16 protein-coding genes are annotated in these 15,434 nt (G+C 44.4%); 2 read left to right on the plus strand and 14 right to left on the minus strand.

Annotated elements, in window-relative coordinates:
* Positions 1-71 precede the first annotated feature (71 nt).
* A complete protein-coding gene (locus NSU05_RS12110) occupies positions 72-692 on the minus strand; it encodes an N-acetylmuramoyl-L-alanine amidase (RefSeq protein ID WP_072173938.1) in 621 nt (206 codons plus the stop codon).
* A gap of 19 nt (positions 693-711) precedes the next feature.
* Positions 712-1,008 (minus strand): hypothetical protein, encoded by a 297-nt coding sequence (locus NSU05_RS12115; RefSeq protein WP_014480225.1) that lies wholly within the window; start codon positions 1,006-1,008, stop codon positions 712-714.
* Positions 1,009-1,315: 307 nt separating this feature from the next.
* On the opposite strand from NSU05_RS12115, the gene NSU05_RS12120 reads away from it, so the two are divergent.
* Together NSU05_RS12120 and NSU05_RS12125 are read left to right on the plus strand one after the other, a co-directional pair.
* Positions 1,316-1,468, plus strand: coding sequence for a hypothetical protein (locus NSU05_RS12120; RefSeq protein WP_014480226.1), 153 nt, complete (start codon positions 1,316-1,318; stop codon positions 1,466-1,468).
* 72 nt (positions 1,469-1,540) lie between these two features.
* Positions 1,541-2,659 carry an NADH-dependent flavin oxidoreductase gene (locus tag NSU05_RS12125; RefSeq protein WP_038429287.1) on the plus strand — a complete coding sequence of 373 codons (1,119 nt, stop codon included), beginning with the start codon at positions 1,541-1,543 and terminating at the stop codon, positions 2,657-2,659.
* A gap of 463 nt (positions 2,660-3,122) precedes the next feature.
* Here the strand turns inward: NSU05_RS12125 and spo0A are convergent, their stop codons facing one another.
* The 12 genes from spo0A to yqhY form a co-directional block, all read right to left on the minus strand.
* Positions 3,123-3,926, minus strand: a complete 804-nt coding sequence (gene spo0A, locus NSU05_RS12130; protein ID WP_003226427.1) for a sporulation transcription factor Spo0A — start codon at positions 3,924-3,926, stop codon at positions 3,123-3,125.
* A 275-nt stretch (positions 3,927-4,201) separates the two neighbouring features.
* Complete coding sequence (spoIVB, locus tag NSU05_RS12135; protein ID WP_004398697.1) at positions 4,202-5,482, minus strand: SpoIVB peptidase; 1,281 nt, start codon at positions 5,480-5,482, stop codon at positions 4,202-4,204.
* A 174-nt stretch (positions 5,483-5,656) separates the two neighbouring features.
* Positions 5,657-7,387: a DNA repair protein RecN gene (gene recN / locus NSU05_RS12140; protein WP_029317928.1), complete on the minus strand. Its 1,731-nt coding sequence runs from the start codon at positions 7,385-7,387 to the stop codon at positions 5,657-5,659.
* Between the two features lie 36 nt (positions 7,388-7,423).
* Positions 7,424-7,873 (minus strand): arginine repressor ArgR, encoded by a 450-nt coding sequence (gene argR / locus NSU05_RS12145; RefSeq protein ID WP_029317927.1) that lies wholly within the window; start codon positions 7,871-7,873, stop codon positions 7,424-7,426.
* A gap of 97 nt (positions 7,874-7,970) precedes the next feature.
* On the minus strand, positions 7,971-8,816 hold the full coding sequence (locus NSU05_RS12150; RefSeq protein WP_003230264.1) for a TlyA family RNA methyltransferase: 846 nt from the start codon (positions 8,814-8,816) through the stop codon (positions 7,971-7,973).
* Positions 8,813-10,714 (minus strand): 1-deoxy-D-xylulose-5-phosphate synthase, encoded by a 1,902-nt coding sequence (dxs, locus tag NSU05_RS12155; RefSeq protein WP_003245985.1) that lies wholly within the window; start codon positions 10,712-10,714, stop codon positions 8,813-8,815. Before dxs ends, NSU05_RS12150 begins: the two co-directional genes overlap by 4 nt.
* A gap of 174 nt (positions 10,715-10,888) precedes the next feature.
* On the minus strand, positions 10,889-11,779 hold the full coding sequence (locus NSU05_RS12160; protein ID WP_015483424.1) for a polyprenyl synthetase family protein: 891 nt from the start codon (positions 11,777-11,779) through the stop codon (positions 10,889-10,891).
* Positions 11,769-12,023 (minus strand): exodeoxyribonuclease VII small subunit, encoded by a 255-nt coding sequence (locus NSU05_RS12165; RefSeq protein WP_003226409.1) that lies wholly within the window; start codon positions 12,021-12,023, stop codon positions 11,769-11,771. Before NSU05_RS12165 ends, NSU05_RS12160 begins: the two co-directional genes overlap by 11 nt.
* Positions 12,020-13,366 (minus strand): exodeoxyribonuclease VII large subunit, encoded by a 1,347-nt coding sequence (gene xseA, locus NSU05_RS12170; RefSeq protein WP_015251733.1) that lies wholly within the window; start codon positions 13,364-13,366, stop codon positions 12,020-12,022. Before xseA ends, NSU05_RS12165 begins: the two co-directional genes overlap by 4 nt.
* Before the next feature lie 137 nt (positions 13,367-13,503).
* Positions 13,504-14,355: a bifunctional methylenetetrahydrofolate dehydrogenase/methenyltetrahydrofolate cyclohydrolase FolD gene (gene folD / locus NSU05_RS12175; RefSeq protein WP_003230259.1), complete on the minus strand. Its 852-nt coding sequence runs from the start codon at positions 14,353-14,355 to the stop codon at positions 13,504-13,506.
* Positions 14,356-14,366: 11 nt separating this feature from the next.
* On the minus strand, positions 14,367-14,762 hold the full coding sequence (gene nusB / locus NSU05_RS12180; RefSeq protein ID WP_003230256.1) for a transcription antitermination factor NusB: 396 nt from the start codon (positions 14,760-14,762) through the stop codon (positions 14,367-14,369).
* Between the two features lie 263 nt (positions 14,763-15,025).
* Complete coding sequence (gene yqhY, locus NSU05_RS12185) at positions 15,026-15,433, minus strand: fatty acid biosynthesis protein YqhY (protein ID WP_003230254.1); 408 nt, start codon at positions 15,431-15,433, stop codon at positions 15,026-15,028.
* Position 15,434 lies beyond the last annotated feature (1 nt).

A 15,434-nucleotide genomic window follows, 5' to 3' on the forward strand; every position in this document is an offset into this window, starting at 1 on the left:
CCTCAAACCCTAAAGTTTTCTCCATTATACTTATTTTGTCGGTTCCACTCTAGGATTAAGGCTGTATCAATCTACTGATCATAATAAGAATCAATGCCGTTGACAATCGCATCTGCGGCCTTTTGCTGGTATTCTTCACTTCCCAGCTTGTCCGCGTCAGAGCTGTTAGTGATAAACCCAAGCTCCGCCAACACACTTGGCATTTGTGAATATGTAATGACGTAAAAGTCTGATTCTTTCACGCCCCTGTCTCTCGTTTGTAAGGAAGAAACGAGCTCTGACTGAATATCGGATGCCAGACGCCGGCTGTTCTCCCCTTCATAATCAGATTGAAAATACGTTTCTGTTCCTGAAGCTGAAGCAACCCCTGAATTCACATGAATGCTGACAAAAAGGTCAGCCTGATTGGCACTTGCCTTAGCCACTCTTTCTTCCAAGGTCAGAAAATGATCGTCAGACCGGGATGCAACAGGATTGGCTCCCTCCTCTTTTAGTTTGTCTGTCACATGCTCTGAGACAGCCAAATTAATATCCTTTTCAAAGAGCCCGTTTCCGACCGCTCCACTATCTTCACCGCCGTGTCCGGCATCAATATACACTGTTTTCCCTTCTATCGGCTCTGCTGCCTGTGCACAAGGCGCGAGCGTCAAAGCCAATCCGCACAGCGCCAAGCTCCTCCATAACATTCTCAACTTACTCCCTCCGGTCTTTTTATGACGAGTTCTTTCGCAGCTGAATATCTTCCAGCTGTAAAGTTCCATTATCCTTCTTTGTATATTTCACCAGGACATGTGTCTGATCTGGCAGTGATTCACATTCATCACGTTTATCCTTCGGAACTTGTATCATGGTTTCTTCTCCATTAAGAGAAACCGCAATCGTATGAGGATCAGCCGAGCCAATGTATTTTCCCTCTTCGGTAAACCTTGGCACTGAGTCATCCGCACTTGCGACACTGCACCCCGAAAGAAAGAGCGCAGTAAACAGCAAAAGAACCGTTTGTTTCACATGACCACCTCTTCCTGATGTTTGGCTTTTATCTTTGACCAGAATGGCAAATTTGTAAAGACAACGCGAATGTAGGCGAGCAAGTTCCATGATTTTCAAAAGGGCTATACGACCCGATCATTTCCTGTTGTTAGAAAGATAACGAGCAGATTTGTCTATGAGGATGGCTCTAATTGAGGCGCCAATTAGAAAAAATTAGCGGAAAGAAGCAACTTTTTATTCATTTTTAAAAATTTGAGAATAGGGTGAGCAAATCGTTTGACGGGTGGGTCAGCCAAGCGTAACCTTTTAAAGGATATTTACTTTATTGAAAGAAGTTAAAGCCATGAAAAAATTCGTTCTGCTGCTGGCGGCAGCTGTCATCACATGCTCCATCGGCCACCAAATCAGCGGCGGCTACAAAGGCCCCGAAAAAGAGCGGCGAAAACATCACTCTGCACTCAAGATATTCAGTCGGTAAAGCAGATCAATTGCATTAATTTTTACATATAGGCTAGAATATGTGCGAATCCAAACGAAAGAAGATGATCAAATGAACCCTAAGTATAAGCCACTTTTTGAACCATTTACGTTTAAAAGCGGCGTTACAATCGACAACCGGATCGCAGTAGCACCGATGACTCATTACGCTTCTAATGAAGACGGTACAATATCTGAAGCGGAGCTCGACTACATCATCCCCCGTTCAAAAGAGATGGGAATGGTGATTACAGCCTGCGCAAATGTTACACCGGACGGAAAAGCATTCCCCGGGCAGCCGGCCATCCATGACGATTCCAACATTCCAGGTTTAAAAAAGTTAGCACAAGCCATTCAGGCACAAGGCGCTAAAGCTGTTGTACAAATTCATCACGGCGGTATTGAGTGCCCGTCTGAGCTCGTTCCTCAACAGGATGTTGTGGGGCCAAGTGACGTGTTTGATAACGGCAAACAAATTGCTCGCGCATTAAAAGAAGAAGAAGTGGAAAACATTGTGAAGGCGTTTGGAGAAGCGACAAGACGCGCCATTGAAGCCGGCTTTGACGGTGTCGAAATTCACGGTGCAAACGGCTACTTAATTCAGCAGTTTTATTCTCCGAAAACCAACCAGCGCACGGATCGCTGGGGAGGAAACGATGAAAAACGATTAACCTTCCCGCTCGCTATTGTCGATGAAGTGAAAAAAGCCGCTTCAGAACATGCGAAGGGTGCGTTCTTAGTCGGATACCGCCTGTCTCCAGAAGAACCTGAGACACCGGGATTGACAATGACTGAAACTTATACGCTTGTTGATGCTTTAGGGGATAAAGAATTGGATTATCTTCATATCTCACTGATGGACGTGAACTCAAAAGCGCGCCGCGGTGCAGATCCGACTCGCACACGCATGGACTTATTGAATGAACGTGTCGGAAACAAAGTGCCGCTGATCGCCGTCGGTTCCATCCATTCCGCTGATGACGCGCTTGCCGTCATCGAAAACGGTATTCCGCTAGTCGCTATGGGACGCGAAATTCTAGTTGACCCTAACTGGACGGTAAAAGTAAAAGAAGGCCGTGAAAAGCAAATCGAAACAGTGATCAAAGGCACAGATAAAGAAAAATATCATTTGCCTGAACCGCTATGGCAAGCAATTGTGAACACGCCAGGCTGGGTGCCTTATAAAGATTAATGTGCAAAGACTGCCGAAACGATTCGGCAGTCTTTTTTCCCTTTATATAAATAGTTTGTGTACACATCTAAACAGCAAAAGAAAGAGCTCCCCACCAACTTCGAAAAGAAAATCCAGGAAAAACCCCTCACGCTTTCTTGCTTTTTCTTTTTCAATCGTACGTCTCCTTTTTACATGAATACGCCTTACTTACGATTTTGCAGGAGAAAGGTTTCATTTTATAACGGACACATCTAGGGTCGATCATGCTTCGTGATCCTATAAGATGTATGAATGGACCAAGAGTGCAGGTAATACCGCCATTTGCTTTCCTTACTTTTCAAACCTATCCTTTACTATATGCGGATACTTAATATTCTTCTCCCATACTACAAATGTCCCCAAAACAAAACGCCTCCTATTTATCAGCGCAAACTAATAAATAAAAGACGTTTGATTTAATGACCACTTAATAAGCTCATGTTTAAGAAGCCTTATGTTCTAATCTCAGCTTATCCGCAACCATTGCAATGAATTCCGAATTTGTCGGTTTAGCTTTTGTCATGCTGACAGTATAACCGAACAACGAGGAAATGGAATCAATGTTTCCTCTGCTCCATGCCACTTCAATTGCATGACGGATCGCTCTTTCTACACGGCTTGCGGTTGTGTTAAATTTTTTGGCGATGTCCGGATAGAGGACTTTTGTAATGCTGCCGAGCAATTCGATGTCATTGTATACCATTGAGATTGCTTCGCGCAGATAGAGATAGCCTTTAATATGGGCTGGGACGCCGATTTCATGGATAATGCTTGTGATGCTCGCGTCGAGATTTTTCTTCTTTGGTTCAGGCTGGCTGCTGCGTATAATACTGCTTTGAGATGATGGCGCACGATGCGTCACACTGCTGGCATTTCCGCTGACCTGGCGGATATGACCGACAAGGTTTTCCATATCAAACGGTTTGAGAATAAAGTAGGACGCGCCTAAATCGACGGCCTTTTTCGTGACATCTTCCTGCCCAAAGGCTGTCAGCATAATGACATTCGGCTGTTTTTTCAGATCTGATTCCCTCAGCCTCTCTAAAACTGCAAGTCCGTCTAAATGCGGCATAATAATATCTAATACGAGCACATCGGGATCTTTTTCTTTAAACAGCGACAGGCATTCCTGTCCGTTATAAGCAACGCCGATCACTTCCATGTCTTCCTGTCCTTCTATATATTCACTTAACAGGCTTACCAGCTCTCGATTATCATCAGCAACACAAACTTTAATTTTCTCCACGTTTCTTCCTCCCCAAATGTAGTTAACAGGATTCACCCTTGCTACATGTTTACATTCGACAAAACCGCTATATACCCTCTAAAAAAATCATAATCACCAATATTAGTGGCATATCTTTGTTATTCTATGTTTTTCTCTGTTTTTCGACTAAAAATGAAATTTGACAAACAAGGAAACGTGAATTTGTCGAAAAATCTTCTTTTGTATATTTTACCGTATGTATTCTGAGAAGTGAAGAGGGATCAAAATAAAAAAACTGCCGGAAACTCCGGCAGTCAGCTTGCTTTTTCTTTTCCATAAATATCGATTCCTGCTTCTGACAGCATCCATTCAATATGAACACCGTAGCCGCTTGTCGGGTCATTTACAAATACATGGGTGACAGCACCGATCACTTTTCCATTTTGAATAATCGGGCTTCCGCTCATCCCCTGTACGATGCCTCCTGTTTCTTTCAACAGCCTTGGATCGGTAATTTTCAACACCATTCCTTTTGTCGCAGGGAATTTTTGCGGCGTTGTGCTGACGATTTCAATATCGAATTTTTCTACTTTGTCATCATCAATAACCGTTAAAATTTCAGCCGGCCCTTTTTTGACTTCGGTAGAAAACGCAACCGGCAATGCTTGATCTGATATGTTGTTTTGAATCGGCTGATGCAGTGTGCCGAAAATCCCAAACGGGCTGTTTCTGTTAATATCCCCGATCGTTTTGCGTTCTGAGGAAAATCGCGCCAGTTTTTCTCCCGGATTACCGCCTGTCCCTTTTTCAATTGATGTTACAGTGGATTTAACAATTTCTCCATTCTCCACTACAATTGGTTTCTTTGTGTCCATATCGGAAATCACGTGGCCAAGTGCTCCGTATTTTTTTGTTTTCGGTTCATAAAAGGTCATAGTGCCTATGCCGGCAGCAGAATCTCTGATATATAACCCGATTCTGTATTTGCCTTCTCCTTCATCCTTTTCTGGGATCAGCTTCGTTTTGATTTTCTGTTTATCACGTTTGATCAGTAAGTCTAAAGATTCACCAGTTTTCCCAGCCTTTTGAATAAATGGGGCTACATCATTCATTTTTTCAATTTTCTGTCCATTCATCTCAATAATGATGTCGCCCGCCTCAATTCCTGCCGTTTCTCCCGGAGATTTTTTGCCTTCACTTGTATTGATTTGATGAAATCCGACGACAAGAACACCGACGGAATGAAGTTTTACACCGATTGATTGTCCGCCAGGTATAACTTTTAAATCAGGAAGAACATGCACTTTTGTTTTTTTAATTGGAAATCCGGCAAGATCATATACCAATTCTGACTCACCTGATTTTTTGCCCGTCACCTTGATTTCATGCGGATCTTTCTTTACTGTAAACGCTTCTGAGGATTCTGATGTCTGAGCGTTTACCGATAAACTCGTTTCAATCGCTTGTGTTTGGGTTTCAAATACTCTCATTTGCGTTGGAATCAGTAAATATTCTTTTAGCGGTTTGCATAAACCTACACTTAATAACGAAACAAGGAGAATTAAACCTACTGCTTTTCTGATGTTATCGGGCATTCACTACTTCACTCTCCTCGCTCCTATCCCACACCTTCTTTATGACTTGCTGCTACATCATTTAATTTTGCCTTCTGACGGCTTATTTATAACTGTCATATGAAGAAAAACATTGGATATACTGATGAACGAATGGATGTGCACGAAAAAAATAAGCTGCGCTTCTCGCGCAGCTTACCCAGTTGTTTTGACTTGATCCGCTTGTTTTAAAAGTTCTTTCGCATGGCGTTTCGTTAAGTCGGTTACTTCGACACCTGCAATCATGCGCCCGATTTCCGCTACCTTTTCCTGCTTAGAGAGCGGCTTGACACGTGTCGTCGTTCTGCCGTCTTTTAACTCCTTCGCAATATAAAGATGCGTATCGGCCATGGCAGCCACCTGAGGGAGGTGTGTAATACACAGCACTTGTGATCCTATTGACACCTTATGGATCTTCTCAGCGATTGCCTGTGCGACCCTGCCGCTTACACCGGTATCAACCTCATCAAAAATGATCGATGTCACATCCTGTTGTGAGGAAAAAATGCTTTTTATGGCAAGCATCACCCGTGACAGCTCTCCACCTGAAGCGACTTTCGAAAGGGATTTCAGCGGCTCGCCTGTATTGGTTGAAATTAAAAACTTCACCAGGTCAATCCCTTGTTCAGTCAGCTGAACGGGCTGGCCGTTTACAAGCGGCGCCTCTTCATTGCGTGACGCTGTTCTGACCTTAAATTCCGTATCAAAAGTTGATTTTTCCATGTACAGGCTTTTTAATTCCCGATGAATCTCATCAGCCAGCTTTTTCGCCCATGTTTTTCGGATTTGTGACACATTTGCCGCTTCCACTGCGACATCTTTGCCGACGGAGTCAAGCTCCTTTTTCAAGCTTTGAAGGTGGCTGTCCCTGTTTTCAATTTGGTCAATCTCTTCTTCAATTTTAGAAGCATATTCCAAAATGTCTTCAACAGTGGCACCGTATTTTCGTTTCAGCTGTTTGATTTCATTAAGTCGCGTCTCAATATAGTTCAGGCGTTCCGGATCAAATTCAAGCTCATCCAGCATATTTCTCATCTGAAATGTGGCATCCTCAAGCAAATAGTAGGAGTTCGAAACACTTTCAGACATTTTTTTCAGCGGTTCGTTTATATCAGATATATCTTCAAGCTGCGCTGATGCCATTCCAACCCAGTCCAATCCGCCCTGCTCACTGCGAAGCGCGTTATATGCATTTTGCAGCGACTCATATATCTTCTCAAAGTTTGAAATTTGCTGGCGCTCTTCTTGGAGCTGTTCATCTTCGTTAAGCTCAAGCTTTGCCGATTCGATTTCTTCGAGCTGAAATTGAATAAGATCAAGACGATGGGCCATTTCCTGTTCGCTTTCAGAAAGCTGCTTAAGCTTTTTGAGTAGCTTCATATACCGCTGGTACCCTTCCTGATACGTTTTGAGCGCGCTTTCCACTTCGGCCCCGGCAAACTTGTCCAAAAGCTGGAGATGATTTTCGTCTTCCATTAACAGCTGGTTATCGTGCTGCCCGTGAATATCTAATAAAAGCCTGCCGATCTCTCTTAGCGAAGCAATCGTGACAAGCTTGCCATTGACACGGCAAACGCTTTTCCCGCTCGTGCTGATATCCCTTCTCATGACGATCATTTCGTCTGAAACGTCGATTCCCTGCTCAGCGCATACGCCTAAAACAGGATGGCCGCTCTCCAACAGAAACAGCCCTTCAAGTTCGGCTTTTGCTTCCCCATATCTAACAAATTCAGATGATCCGCGGCCTCCGACTAAAAGAGAAATGGCATCTATGATGATGGATTTGCCGGCTCCGGTTTCTCCTGTTAAAACCGTAAGCCCGCGTTCAAAAGAAACCGTCAGTTCCTCAATAATGGCAAAGTTTTTAATCGATAGTTCAGCTAACAAACAGCATTACACCTCTTATCTTTGTTAGATTTTCTGTTACAGCAGTTCAAGGAGCTTGTTTTTTACGCCTTCTGTATCTTCAGGAGTCCGGCAAATAATTAAAATCGTATCATCCCCGCAAATGGTCCCCATCATTTCATCCCAGTCCAAATTGTCCATCAGCGCCCCGATTGCCTGGGCATTGCCCGGCATCGTTTTCAGCACAATCATATGGCTTGCTGAGTCTATTTTCACAAATGCGTCCATCAATGCCCGCTTTAGCTTTGACAGCGGATTGAAACGCTGGTCCGCCGGAAGACTGTATTTGTAAGAACCATTATTTGTAGGCACTTTTACAAGGTGAAGTTCTTTAATATCCCGTGATACCGTGGCCTGCGTTACTTTGTATCCATCCTGCTTTAGCATGTCGACCAATTCATCCTGCGTTTCGATTTCATTGCTTGTAATGATCTCTCTGATTTTAATATGCCTCTGGCCTTTGTTCATGTAAGCACCTCTATTTCCAAGCTTATCTGTTCTTTTATGTTATATGATTCTCTGCACATTGTACATGAATGCAGAAAAAAGGAATAATAGCGCCCTATTATTCCGGTACATCTGCTTTTTTTTCTTTTAACGTCTTATGTGCTTCTTCTACAACGCGCATGATCTCTTCTTCCGGCAGCTCCTGGCCTTCCTGTCCCTCTCCCGGCCAATGCAAATGAAGGAGAAACTCAATATTTCCGTCTCCTCCCGTGATTGGAGAAAATGACAAGCCTTTACAGATATAGCCTTCAGCGGCAGAAAAACTGATCATTCGCTTGAGCACATCAGCATGCACTTTAGGATCTCTGACAATCCCTTTTTTGCCGACGGATTCCCGTCCCGCTTCAAACTGAGGCTTAACTAAAGCCATGCAGTCGCTGCCCGGTACGAGCAAAGTCCTTAGGACAGGCAGGATGAGCCGCAGTGAAATAAAGGACACATCAATTGTGGCAAACTCCGGCATGCCCTTTGTAAAGTCTGCCGGTGTTGCATAACGAAAGTTCGTCCGTTCCATCACGACGACCCGTTCATCCTGTCTAAGCTTCCATGCAAGCTGATTATAGCCTACATCCACAGCGTATGACTGTTTAGCTCCATTTTGCAAAGCGCAGTCCGTAAAACCGCCGGTGGAGGAGCCAATATCAATCATAATTTTATCTTTGACAGAGACGGGAAATTCCTTCAACGCTTTTTCGAGCTTTAAGCCGCCCCTGCTCACATACCTCAGCGGGTTTCCTTTGACAGTTAACGGAAGGTCGCGGTCAATTTTTTCTCCAGGCTTGTCCAAGCGGTTTTCGTTTGAATAGACGATCCCCGCCATAATGGCTCTTTTGGCTTTTTCACGCGTTTCCGCCAGCCCTCTTTCCACTAATAATACATCTAATCGTTCTTTCTTTGACGTCATGATCCAATTCCTTTGTGTGTCTTTGGCGGCATCAGTAATCTAATACGATTTGCCACCTGCTGTTTTGTCAGTCCAATTTCCTCAAGAAGCGCTGTTACACTTCCGTGTTCAATAAACCGATCAGGTATACCCATTCTGTCAATCGGAGTATGATATTCACCTTGATCATGAGCGAATTCTAAAATCGAGCTTCCGAAACCGCCTTCTAAGACCGCTTCTTCAATTGTTAAAATTGGCAAGCCTTCTTTTAGGATACTCTTCATCATCTTTTCATCAATCGGCTTAATAAAACGCGCATTCACAACGCGCACGGAAAGGCCTTCTTTCTGCAGCTCTTCGGCTGCTTCAATCGCCATTTCGATTGTTGTGCCGAATGTTAAGATGACAGCATCGTTCCCTGGACGCAGCACCTCCCACGTACCGATCGGAATCGTTTTCAACTGTTCATCCATTTTTACGCCGAGTCCGTTTCCGCGCGGAAAACGCATTGCTATCGGGCCTTCGTCATAGCTAAGTGCTGTATGAACCATGTGCTGGCCTTCATTTTCGTCTTTCGGCATCATTAAGACCATGTTTGGAATGTGGCGCATAAACGCAATATCAAACACGCCTTGATGTGTCTCTCCATCAGCGCCAACGAGTCCTGCACGGTCAATTCCAATAAACACATTAGCGTTTTGGCGGCAGATGTCATGAACAACTTGGTCATATGCCCTTTGCAGGAAGGTTGAGTAAATCGCCAAAAACGGCTTCATACCCTGCATTGCCATAGCTGCAGCCATTGTTGCGGCATGCTGTTCTGCGATTCCTACGTCGAACATCCGGTCAGGGAATTCCTTTGCGAAGCCTTCAAGCTTTGAACCGACAGGCATAGCCGGCGTAATGGCTACAATGCGTCCGTCCTCGCGCGCCATTCGCTGCACAGTTCCGCTGACAAGACCGCTCCACGAAGGAGCTGCGGCTTTCGGCTTTACAAAGTCACCGGTATTAATTTTATATGGTCCGGTACCATGCCATGTCCCAATCGTATCGGTCTCAGCCGGTTTGTACCCCTTCCCTTTTTTCGTAATGACGTGCAGAAGAACAGGGCCTTTCGTTTTTTTGGCGTATTGAAGATTCTCAATCAGCTCATGATAAGAATGTCCGTCCACTGGGCCCAAATACGTAAAACCGAGCTCCTCGAAAAACATTCCGGAGACGAGCATGTATTTCAGGCTGTCTTTGACCCGTTCCGCCGTGGCGGCAAGCTTGCCCCCAACTGCCGGAATCTTTTTAAATAAGTATTCAAGCTCATCTTTGACCCACTGGTATTTCCCCGCAGTGCGGAGCCGTCCGAGCATAGAGTGAATGGCACCGACGTTTGGCGCAATACTCATTTCATTATCATTAAGGATGACAATCATGTCTTTTTTCTCGTCGCCGATGTGGTTAAGGGCTTCGAGCGCCATACCGCCGGTCAGCGCGCCGTCACCAATGATCGGAATAATATATTCATCCGTTCCTTTAATATCACGGGCAGCTGCCATTCCCATCGCGCCTGACAGAGAAGTCGAGCTGTGCCCGGTTTCCCAAACATCGTGCTCGCTTTCACTCCGCTTTGGAAATCCGCAAAGCCCTTTGTACTGGCGAAGCGTCGCAAATTCTTTTCCGCGTCCTGTCAGCAGCTTATGGACATACGACTGATGGCCTACATCCCATAAAAATTTGTCTTTCGGGCTGTTAAATTCCTTATGCAGGGCAACAGTAAGCTCTACGACACCTAAGTTTGGGCCGATGTGGCCGCCGGAAGCGGATAAACTTGTAATTAAAAACTGACGGATTTCATCACTTAATTTCTCTAATTCATCAATGGACATGTTTTTTAAAAACGACGGGTCCTGTATTGATAAAAGATCCAAAGCGGATCAACTCACTTTCAGCATGAATTTCTGCAATGATACATGTCTTTTGCATGCCGAGCTGACAATAATCTCAGACATAAAAAAAGACAAACGCGCTTTTCCTTTTCATTTTTCATATAAACTGCTTACATTTTACCATACCTCGTGCAGCCGCTTCAAATTAGGATCGTTTTAGTGATCTCTTGCCGCAATTAAATCACAAAGCTCATATAAAAGGTCTTTTTGAAGAGAGAGTCCGCCGATCAATCGCTTCGCCTCTTTTATATGAACATCCAATTTATGTTTGGCCCCTTCCAATGAAAGAAGCGACGGGTATGTCGATTTGTCATTTGTGGTATCCGAGCCGACACGTTTGCCGATTTTCTCTTCACTGCCTTCTAAATCTAAAATATCGTCTCTGATTTGAAATCCGATTCCAATGTGGCTGCTGAAGGTACGCAGTGTTTCAATGTCTTCCTCAGGCGCATCAGCCAAAATAGCACCGGCGATTACACAAAAGCCAAGGAGCTTGGCAGTTTTCCGTTCATGAATGGATTCGAGCTCTTCAAGCGTGACTTGTCGGTTTTCCGCTTCCATATCAGCTACTTGCCCACCGACCATGCCTTCGGTGCCTGCCGCTGAAATCAGTTCATTCACAAGCCGCAGGCGCTTTTCTGCTGACACCTCGTCTGACACGTGGGAGGTAATCAGCTTAAAGCTTTCTGTGAGCAGCCCGTCACCCGCTAATACTGCCGTCGCTTCACCAAACACTTTATGGTTTGTCGGCTTCCCGCGGCGCAAATCGTCATCATCCATGCATGGAAGATCATCATGAATTAACGAATACGTGTGAATCATTTCGACAGCACAGCCCACCGGAATGCCGTCTTTTTCGCTTTTTCCATATGCGTTTAAAACAGCCAGTACAATCAGAGGCCGCAGCCGCTTTCCGCCGGCCTCTAGAGAATACAGCATAGATTTCTTTAATGAGTCCGGCATATCAAGCTTTTCTGTATAGACAGAAAGCTGATTTTCAATTGTTTTTTTCCGGTCCGCCAGAAAGCTCGTTAATTTATTTGTCACCTTCGTCTTCCTCCTGAACACTGAAAGGTGCCAGTTCACCGTCTTCTTTTAAAATGAAGTCCATTTGCTTTTCGACTTTTTGTAGCTTTTCATGGCACATTTTTGACAGAGCCATGCCTTCTTGGAAATAGTTAATGGCTTGCTCTAGAGGCACATCTCCCTCTTCAAGCTTTGATACAATGCTCTCAAGCCCTTTCATCGCTTCTTCAAATGTCATGTTTTCATTTTTTTTCACGTCTGTCATTTTTCTTCCCCTCTCTTTTCTAATACTTCACAGGTCAGCACGCCATCCTTCAGCTTGACTTCAAGCCGGTCCTGCTCTTCTATCTGACTGACACTTTTAATGAGTTTATCTTCTTTATAAGCCAAGCTGTATCCTCTCTCCATCACTTGAAGAGGACTTAGTGCATTCAGCTTGCCAAGAACGGTTTGAAATTGGGAATGCAGCTGCTTCATTTGGATATTCATATTTTTTCTCAGCTGATTTGTTTGTTCCTGGTATCGTGTTCTCGCTTGTTTCAGCTGTTCATGAGGATGCAGTGCCTCTAATCTGTACGTTTCACGCTCCAGCTGTCTGCTTTTCCGATCTAAAAGAGCGGTCAGCTGTGCTTGAAACTGCTGGTACGCGAGGTCAAACTGCTGCTCTTTTTGCGCATACAAACGCTTTGGAAAACGAAAGGCATAGGACGATTGCAACGTTTGAATCCGTTCTTTTTTCTGGCCGAGATGCTGCTGCATCGCTCTTGTCATTCTGACTTCCGCTGTTTTTGTCCGTTCGATTAAATCAGTGGTATGAGGCACAGCAATCTCAGCTGCTCCTGTCGGCGTCGCGGCTCTGATATCGGCGACAAAATCACTGATCGTAAAATCCGTCTCATGTCCGACTGCCGATATAATCGGAATATTGGAAGCAAAGATGGCGCGTGCTACAATTTCTTCATTGAATGCCCACAGTTCTTCTATCGAACCGCCGCCTCTCCCGACAATTAATACGTCGCAAATCTCTTTTTCATTTGCCTCTTCAATGCGCGTAACGATGGATCTGCTCGCATTTTCACCTTGTACGAGCGCTGGAAGAACAATGACTTTTACAAGGGGATATCTTCTTTTTAGAGTTGTAATAACGTCTCTGACAGCGGCACCCGTTGGAGATGTCACAACCCCGATTGTGGCTGGAAATGCGGGGATTTGTTTTTTGTAGCGGTCGTCAAATAAACCTTCTCCGGCAAGCTTCTTTTTTAATTCTTCGTACGCTAAATAAAGCGCTCCAACCCCGTCAGGCTGCATTTCTTTGGCATATAATTGATAGTTTCCGCTCGGTTCATATACGGAAATTCCGCCTCTTACCAGCACTTTCATTCCGTTTTCAGGTTTAAAAGGCAGACGCTCGCTTTGTCTCGCGAACATCACCGACTGCATTCTTGCGTTTTCGTCTTTTAAAGTGAAATAAATATGCCCTCGTGTGTGTATCTTTACATTCGACAATTCGCCTTTAATCCAAATATTTTCAAGGTGAGGATCTACATCGAATTTTCGTTTTATATACTTTGTCAGCGCTGAGACGGTCACATACGCTGCTTCACCCATGTCTAAAAACTCCTCTCCTAAGCATTCCTGCACCATAACTAAAGAAAACCCGCCCTGGCTTTAGGAGCCTGAAGAAGCGGGTATCGTGCTCATATTCAAGGCGGGCAAACATTTCGCCTGTGAATATCTCCAATTATCTATGATAACGTACGTTTCGCAGATTTAACAGTATTATGCGCAAGCATCGTGATGGTCATCGGACCTACTCCGCCCGGAACCGGCGTGATGAAGGACGCTTTTTCCTTTGCCCCTTCAAATTCAACGTCTCCGCAAAGCTTTCCGTTTTCCAGACGGTTAACGCCGACGTCAATGACAACAGCGCCCTCTTTGATCTGGTCTGCACTGATGAAGTTGGCTCTGCCGACTGCCACCACCAGGATGTCCGCTTTTTTCGTATGTTCAGTAATATTTTCTGTTCTTGAATGACAGTAAGTAACCGTCGCGTTTTCATTTAATAAAAGCTGGCCGACAGGTTTGCCGACAATGTTGCTTCGGCCGACTACAACAACCTCTTTACCGGAAAGGTCAATATTGGTTTTCTTCAAAAGCTCAACAATTCCATGAGGCGTGCAAGGAAGAAACGTATCTTCGCCAAGCAGCATTTTCCCTACGTTTAACGGATGAAAACCGTCTACATCTTTATCAGGGGAGATACGTTCGATCACCGCTTTTTCAGAAATATGGTCTGGGAGCGGAAGCTGAACGAGAATGCCATGAAACTCAGGGTCTTGGTTATATTGATCAATAATGGAAAGCAGTTCAGCTTCTGTGAGGCTGCTGTCAAATTGATCGAGCTTGAAATTCATTCCCATTGTTTCTGCCGCTTTTTTCTTTCCTCGCACGTAAGAGTGAGAAGCAGGATCATCTCCAATCAAAATAACCGCCAGTCCGGGAGTGACGCCTTGCTTTTTAAGCTCTTCTACCTCTTTTGCCAATTGTTCGCGTTTTTCTCTAGCCGTTTCTTTTCCGTCGATGATTGTTGCAGTCATTTTCTTTCCTCCTATGATTGTTCAATATCAGATTTAATGTTAGAAAGAACCCCGTTTACAAACTTTGTCGCTTTGTCATCACCAAACCGTTTTGCCAGCTCAATCGCTTCGTTCATGGAGACATTCACCGGAATGTCTTCGGCATATGCCATTTCATATGCTGCCAGGCGCAAAATCGCACGGTCAACATTGGCAATCCGATCGAGCTTCCAATTCACCAGATGCTTGGAGATCATTTCATCCAGCTGGTCTTGGTGTTCCAATACCCCGTGTACAAGCTGTTCAAAGAAAGGATCTGTTTTTTCTTCATCCAGTGCGTGTTCTATGGCTTCATTCACTGCAATATCGCTGACATCAATTTGAAATAGTGCCTGCAAAGCTTTTTCTCTTGCTGTTCTTCTTTTCATTTTCTTTCTCCTTTGATCCTCTTTATCCGCTTGTCGTTAAGCCACAAAGAGATCATAACATATTTTTTTCGTATCCGCATATTGAAATCAAGGTTTTTTTACCCTATTACCGAATATTTTCACACACCTTAATATGATTATTCGGATTTCACGTTCATGAAGAAACTCGGCTATGTAAGCCGGCTTTCTTCATGCTTTGAAATAAAGGGTAACGTGTAAAAAAACCAAAGGGCCGCCCTCCCCTTGGTTTCGTGTTAAGCCATTTACATTTCTTCGTCGATTTGGACTTCTTGGGCTTTTGTGTCAAATTGAATGCCGACGATGTGAATATTGATCTCGTTAATCGAAAGAGACGTCATATTTAATAAGGTTTGACGAATGTTTTCCTGAACGGATGCTGCAACTTTCGGAATCGAAACGCCAAATGTAACGACACAGTATACATCGATCGTAATTCCGTCATCCGCCAGGTCGACTTTGACACCTTTGCCATGATTCACTTTGCCAAAACGCTCAACGACGCCTGTCGCAAAGTTTCCGCGCATTTCGGCAACCCCATCAACTTCTGATGCTGCAATGCCGGCAATGACCTCAATGACCTCCGGTGCAATCTCAACCTTACCCAAATGCGTATCTTCGTGATCCATTTTAAGCAAGCTGTTGTCTTTCATT

The sequence above is a fragment of the Bacillus sp. EU52 genome, from assembly GCF_037964975.1.
Classification (GTDB): Bacteria; Bacillota; Bacilli; order Bacillales; family Bacillaceae; genus Bacillus; species Bacillus subtilis.

What these genes read in the sequence shown, in the direction of transcription:
- spoIVB (WP_004398697.1), bottom strand. Translation starts at nt 5,482, where the DNA reads ATGCCCGATAACATCAGAAAAGCAGTAGGTTTAATTCTCCTTGTTTCG.
- nusB (WP_003230256.1), bottom strand. Translation starts at nt 14,762, where the DNA reads ATGAAAAGAAGAACAGCAAGAGAAAAAGCTTTGCAGGCACTATTTCAA.
- folD (WP_003230259.1), bottom strand. Translation starts at nt 14,355, where the DNA reads ATGACTGCAACAATCATCGACGGAAAAGAAACGGCTAGAGAAAAACGC.
- xseA (WP_015251733.1), bottom strand. Translation starts at nt 13,366, where the DNA reads ATGGGTGAAGCAGCGTATGTGACCGTCTCAGCGCTGACAAAGTATATA.
- NSU05_RS12165 (WP_003226409.1), bottom strand. Translation starts at nt 12,023, where the DNA reads ATGACAGACGTGAAAAAAAATGAAAACATGACATTTGAAGAAGCGATG.
- NSU05_RS12125 (WP_038429287.1), top strand. Translation starts at nt 1,541, where the DNA reads ATGAACCCTAAGTATAAGCCACTTTTTGAACCATTTACGTTTAAAAGC.
- argR (WP_029317927.1), bottom strand. Translation starts at nt 7,873, where the DNA reads ATGAACAAAGGCCAGAGGCATATTAAAATCAGAGAGATCATTACAAGC.
- yqhY (WP_003230254.1), bottom strand. Translation starts at nt 15,433, where the DNA reads ATGAAAGACAACAGCTTGCTTAAAATGGATCACGAAGATACGCATTTG.
- NSU05_RS12150 (WP_003230264.1), bottom strand. Translation starts at nt 8,816, where the DNA reads ATGACGTCAAAGAAAGAACGATTAGATGTATTATTAGTGGAAAGAGGG.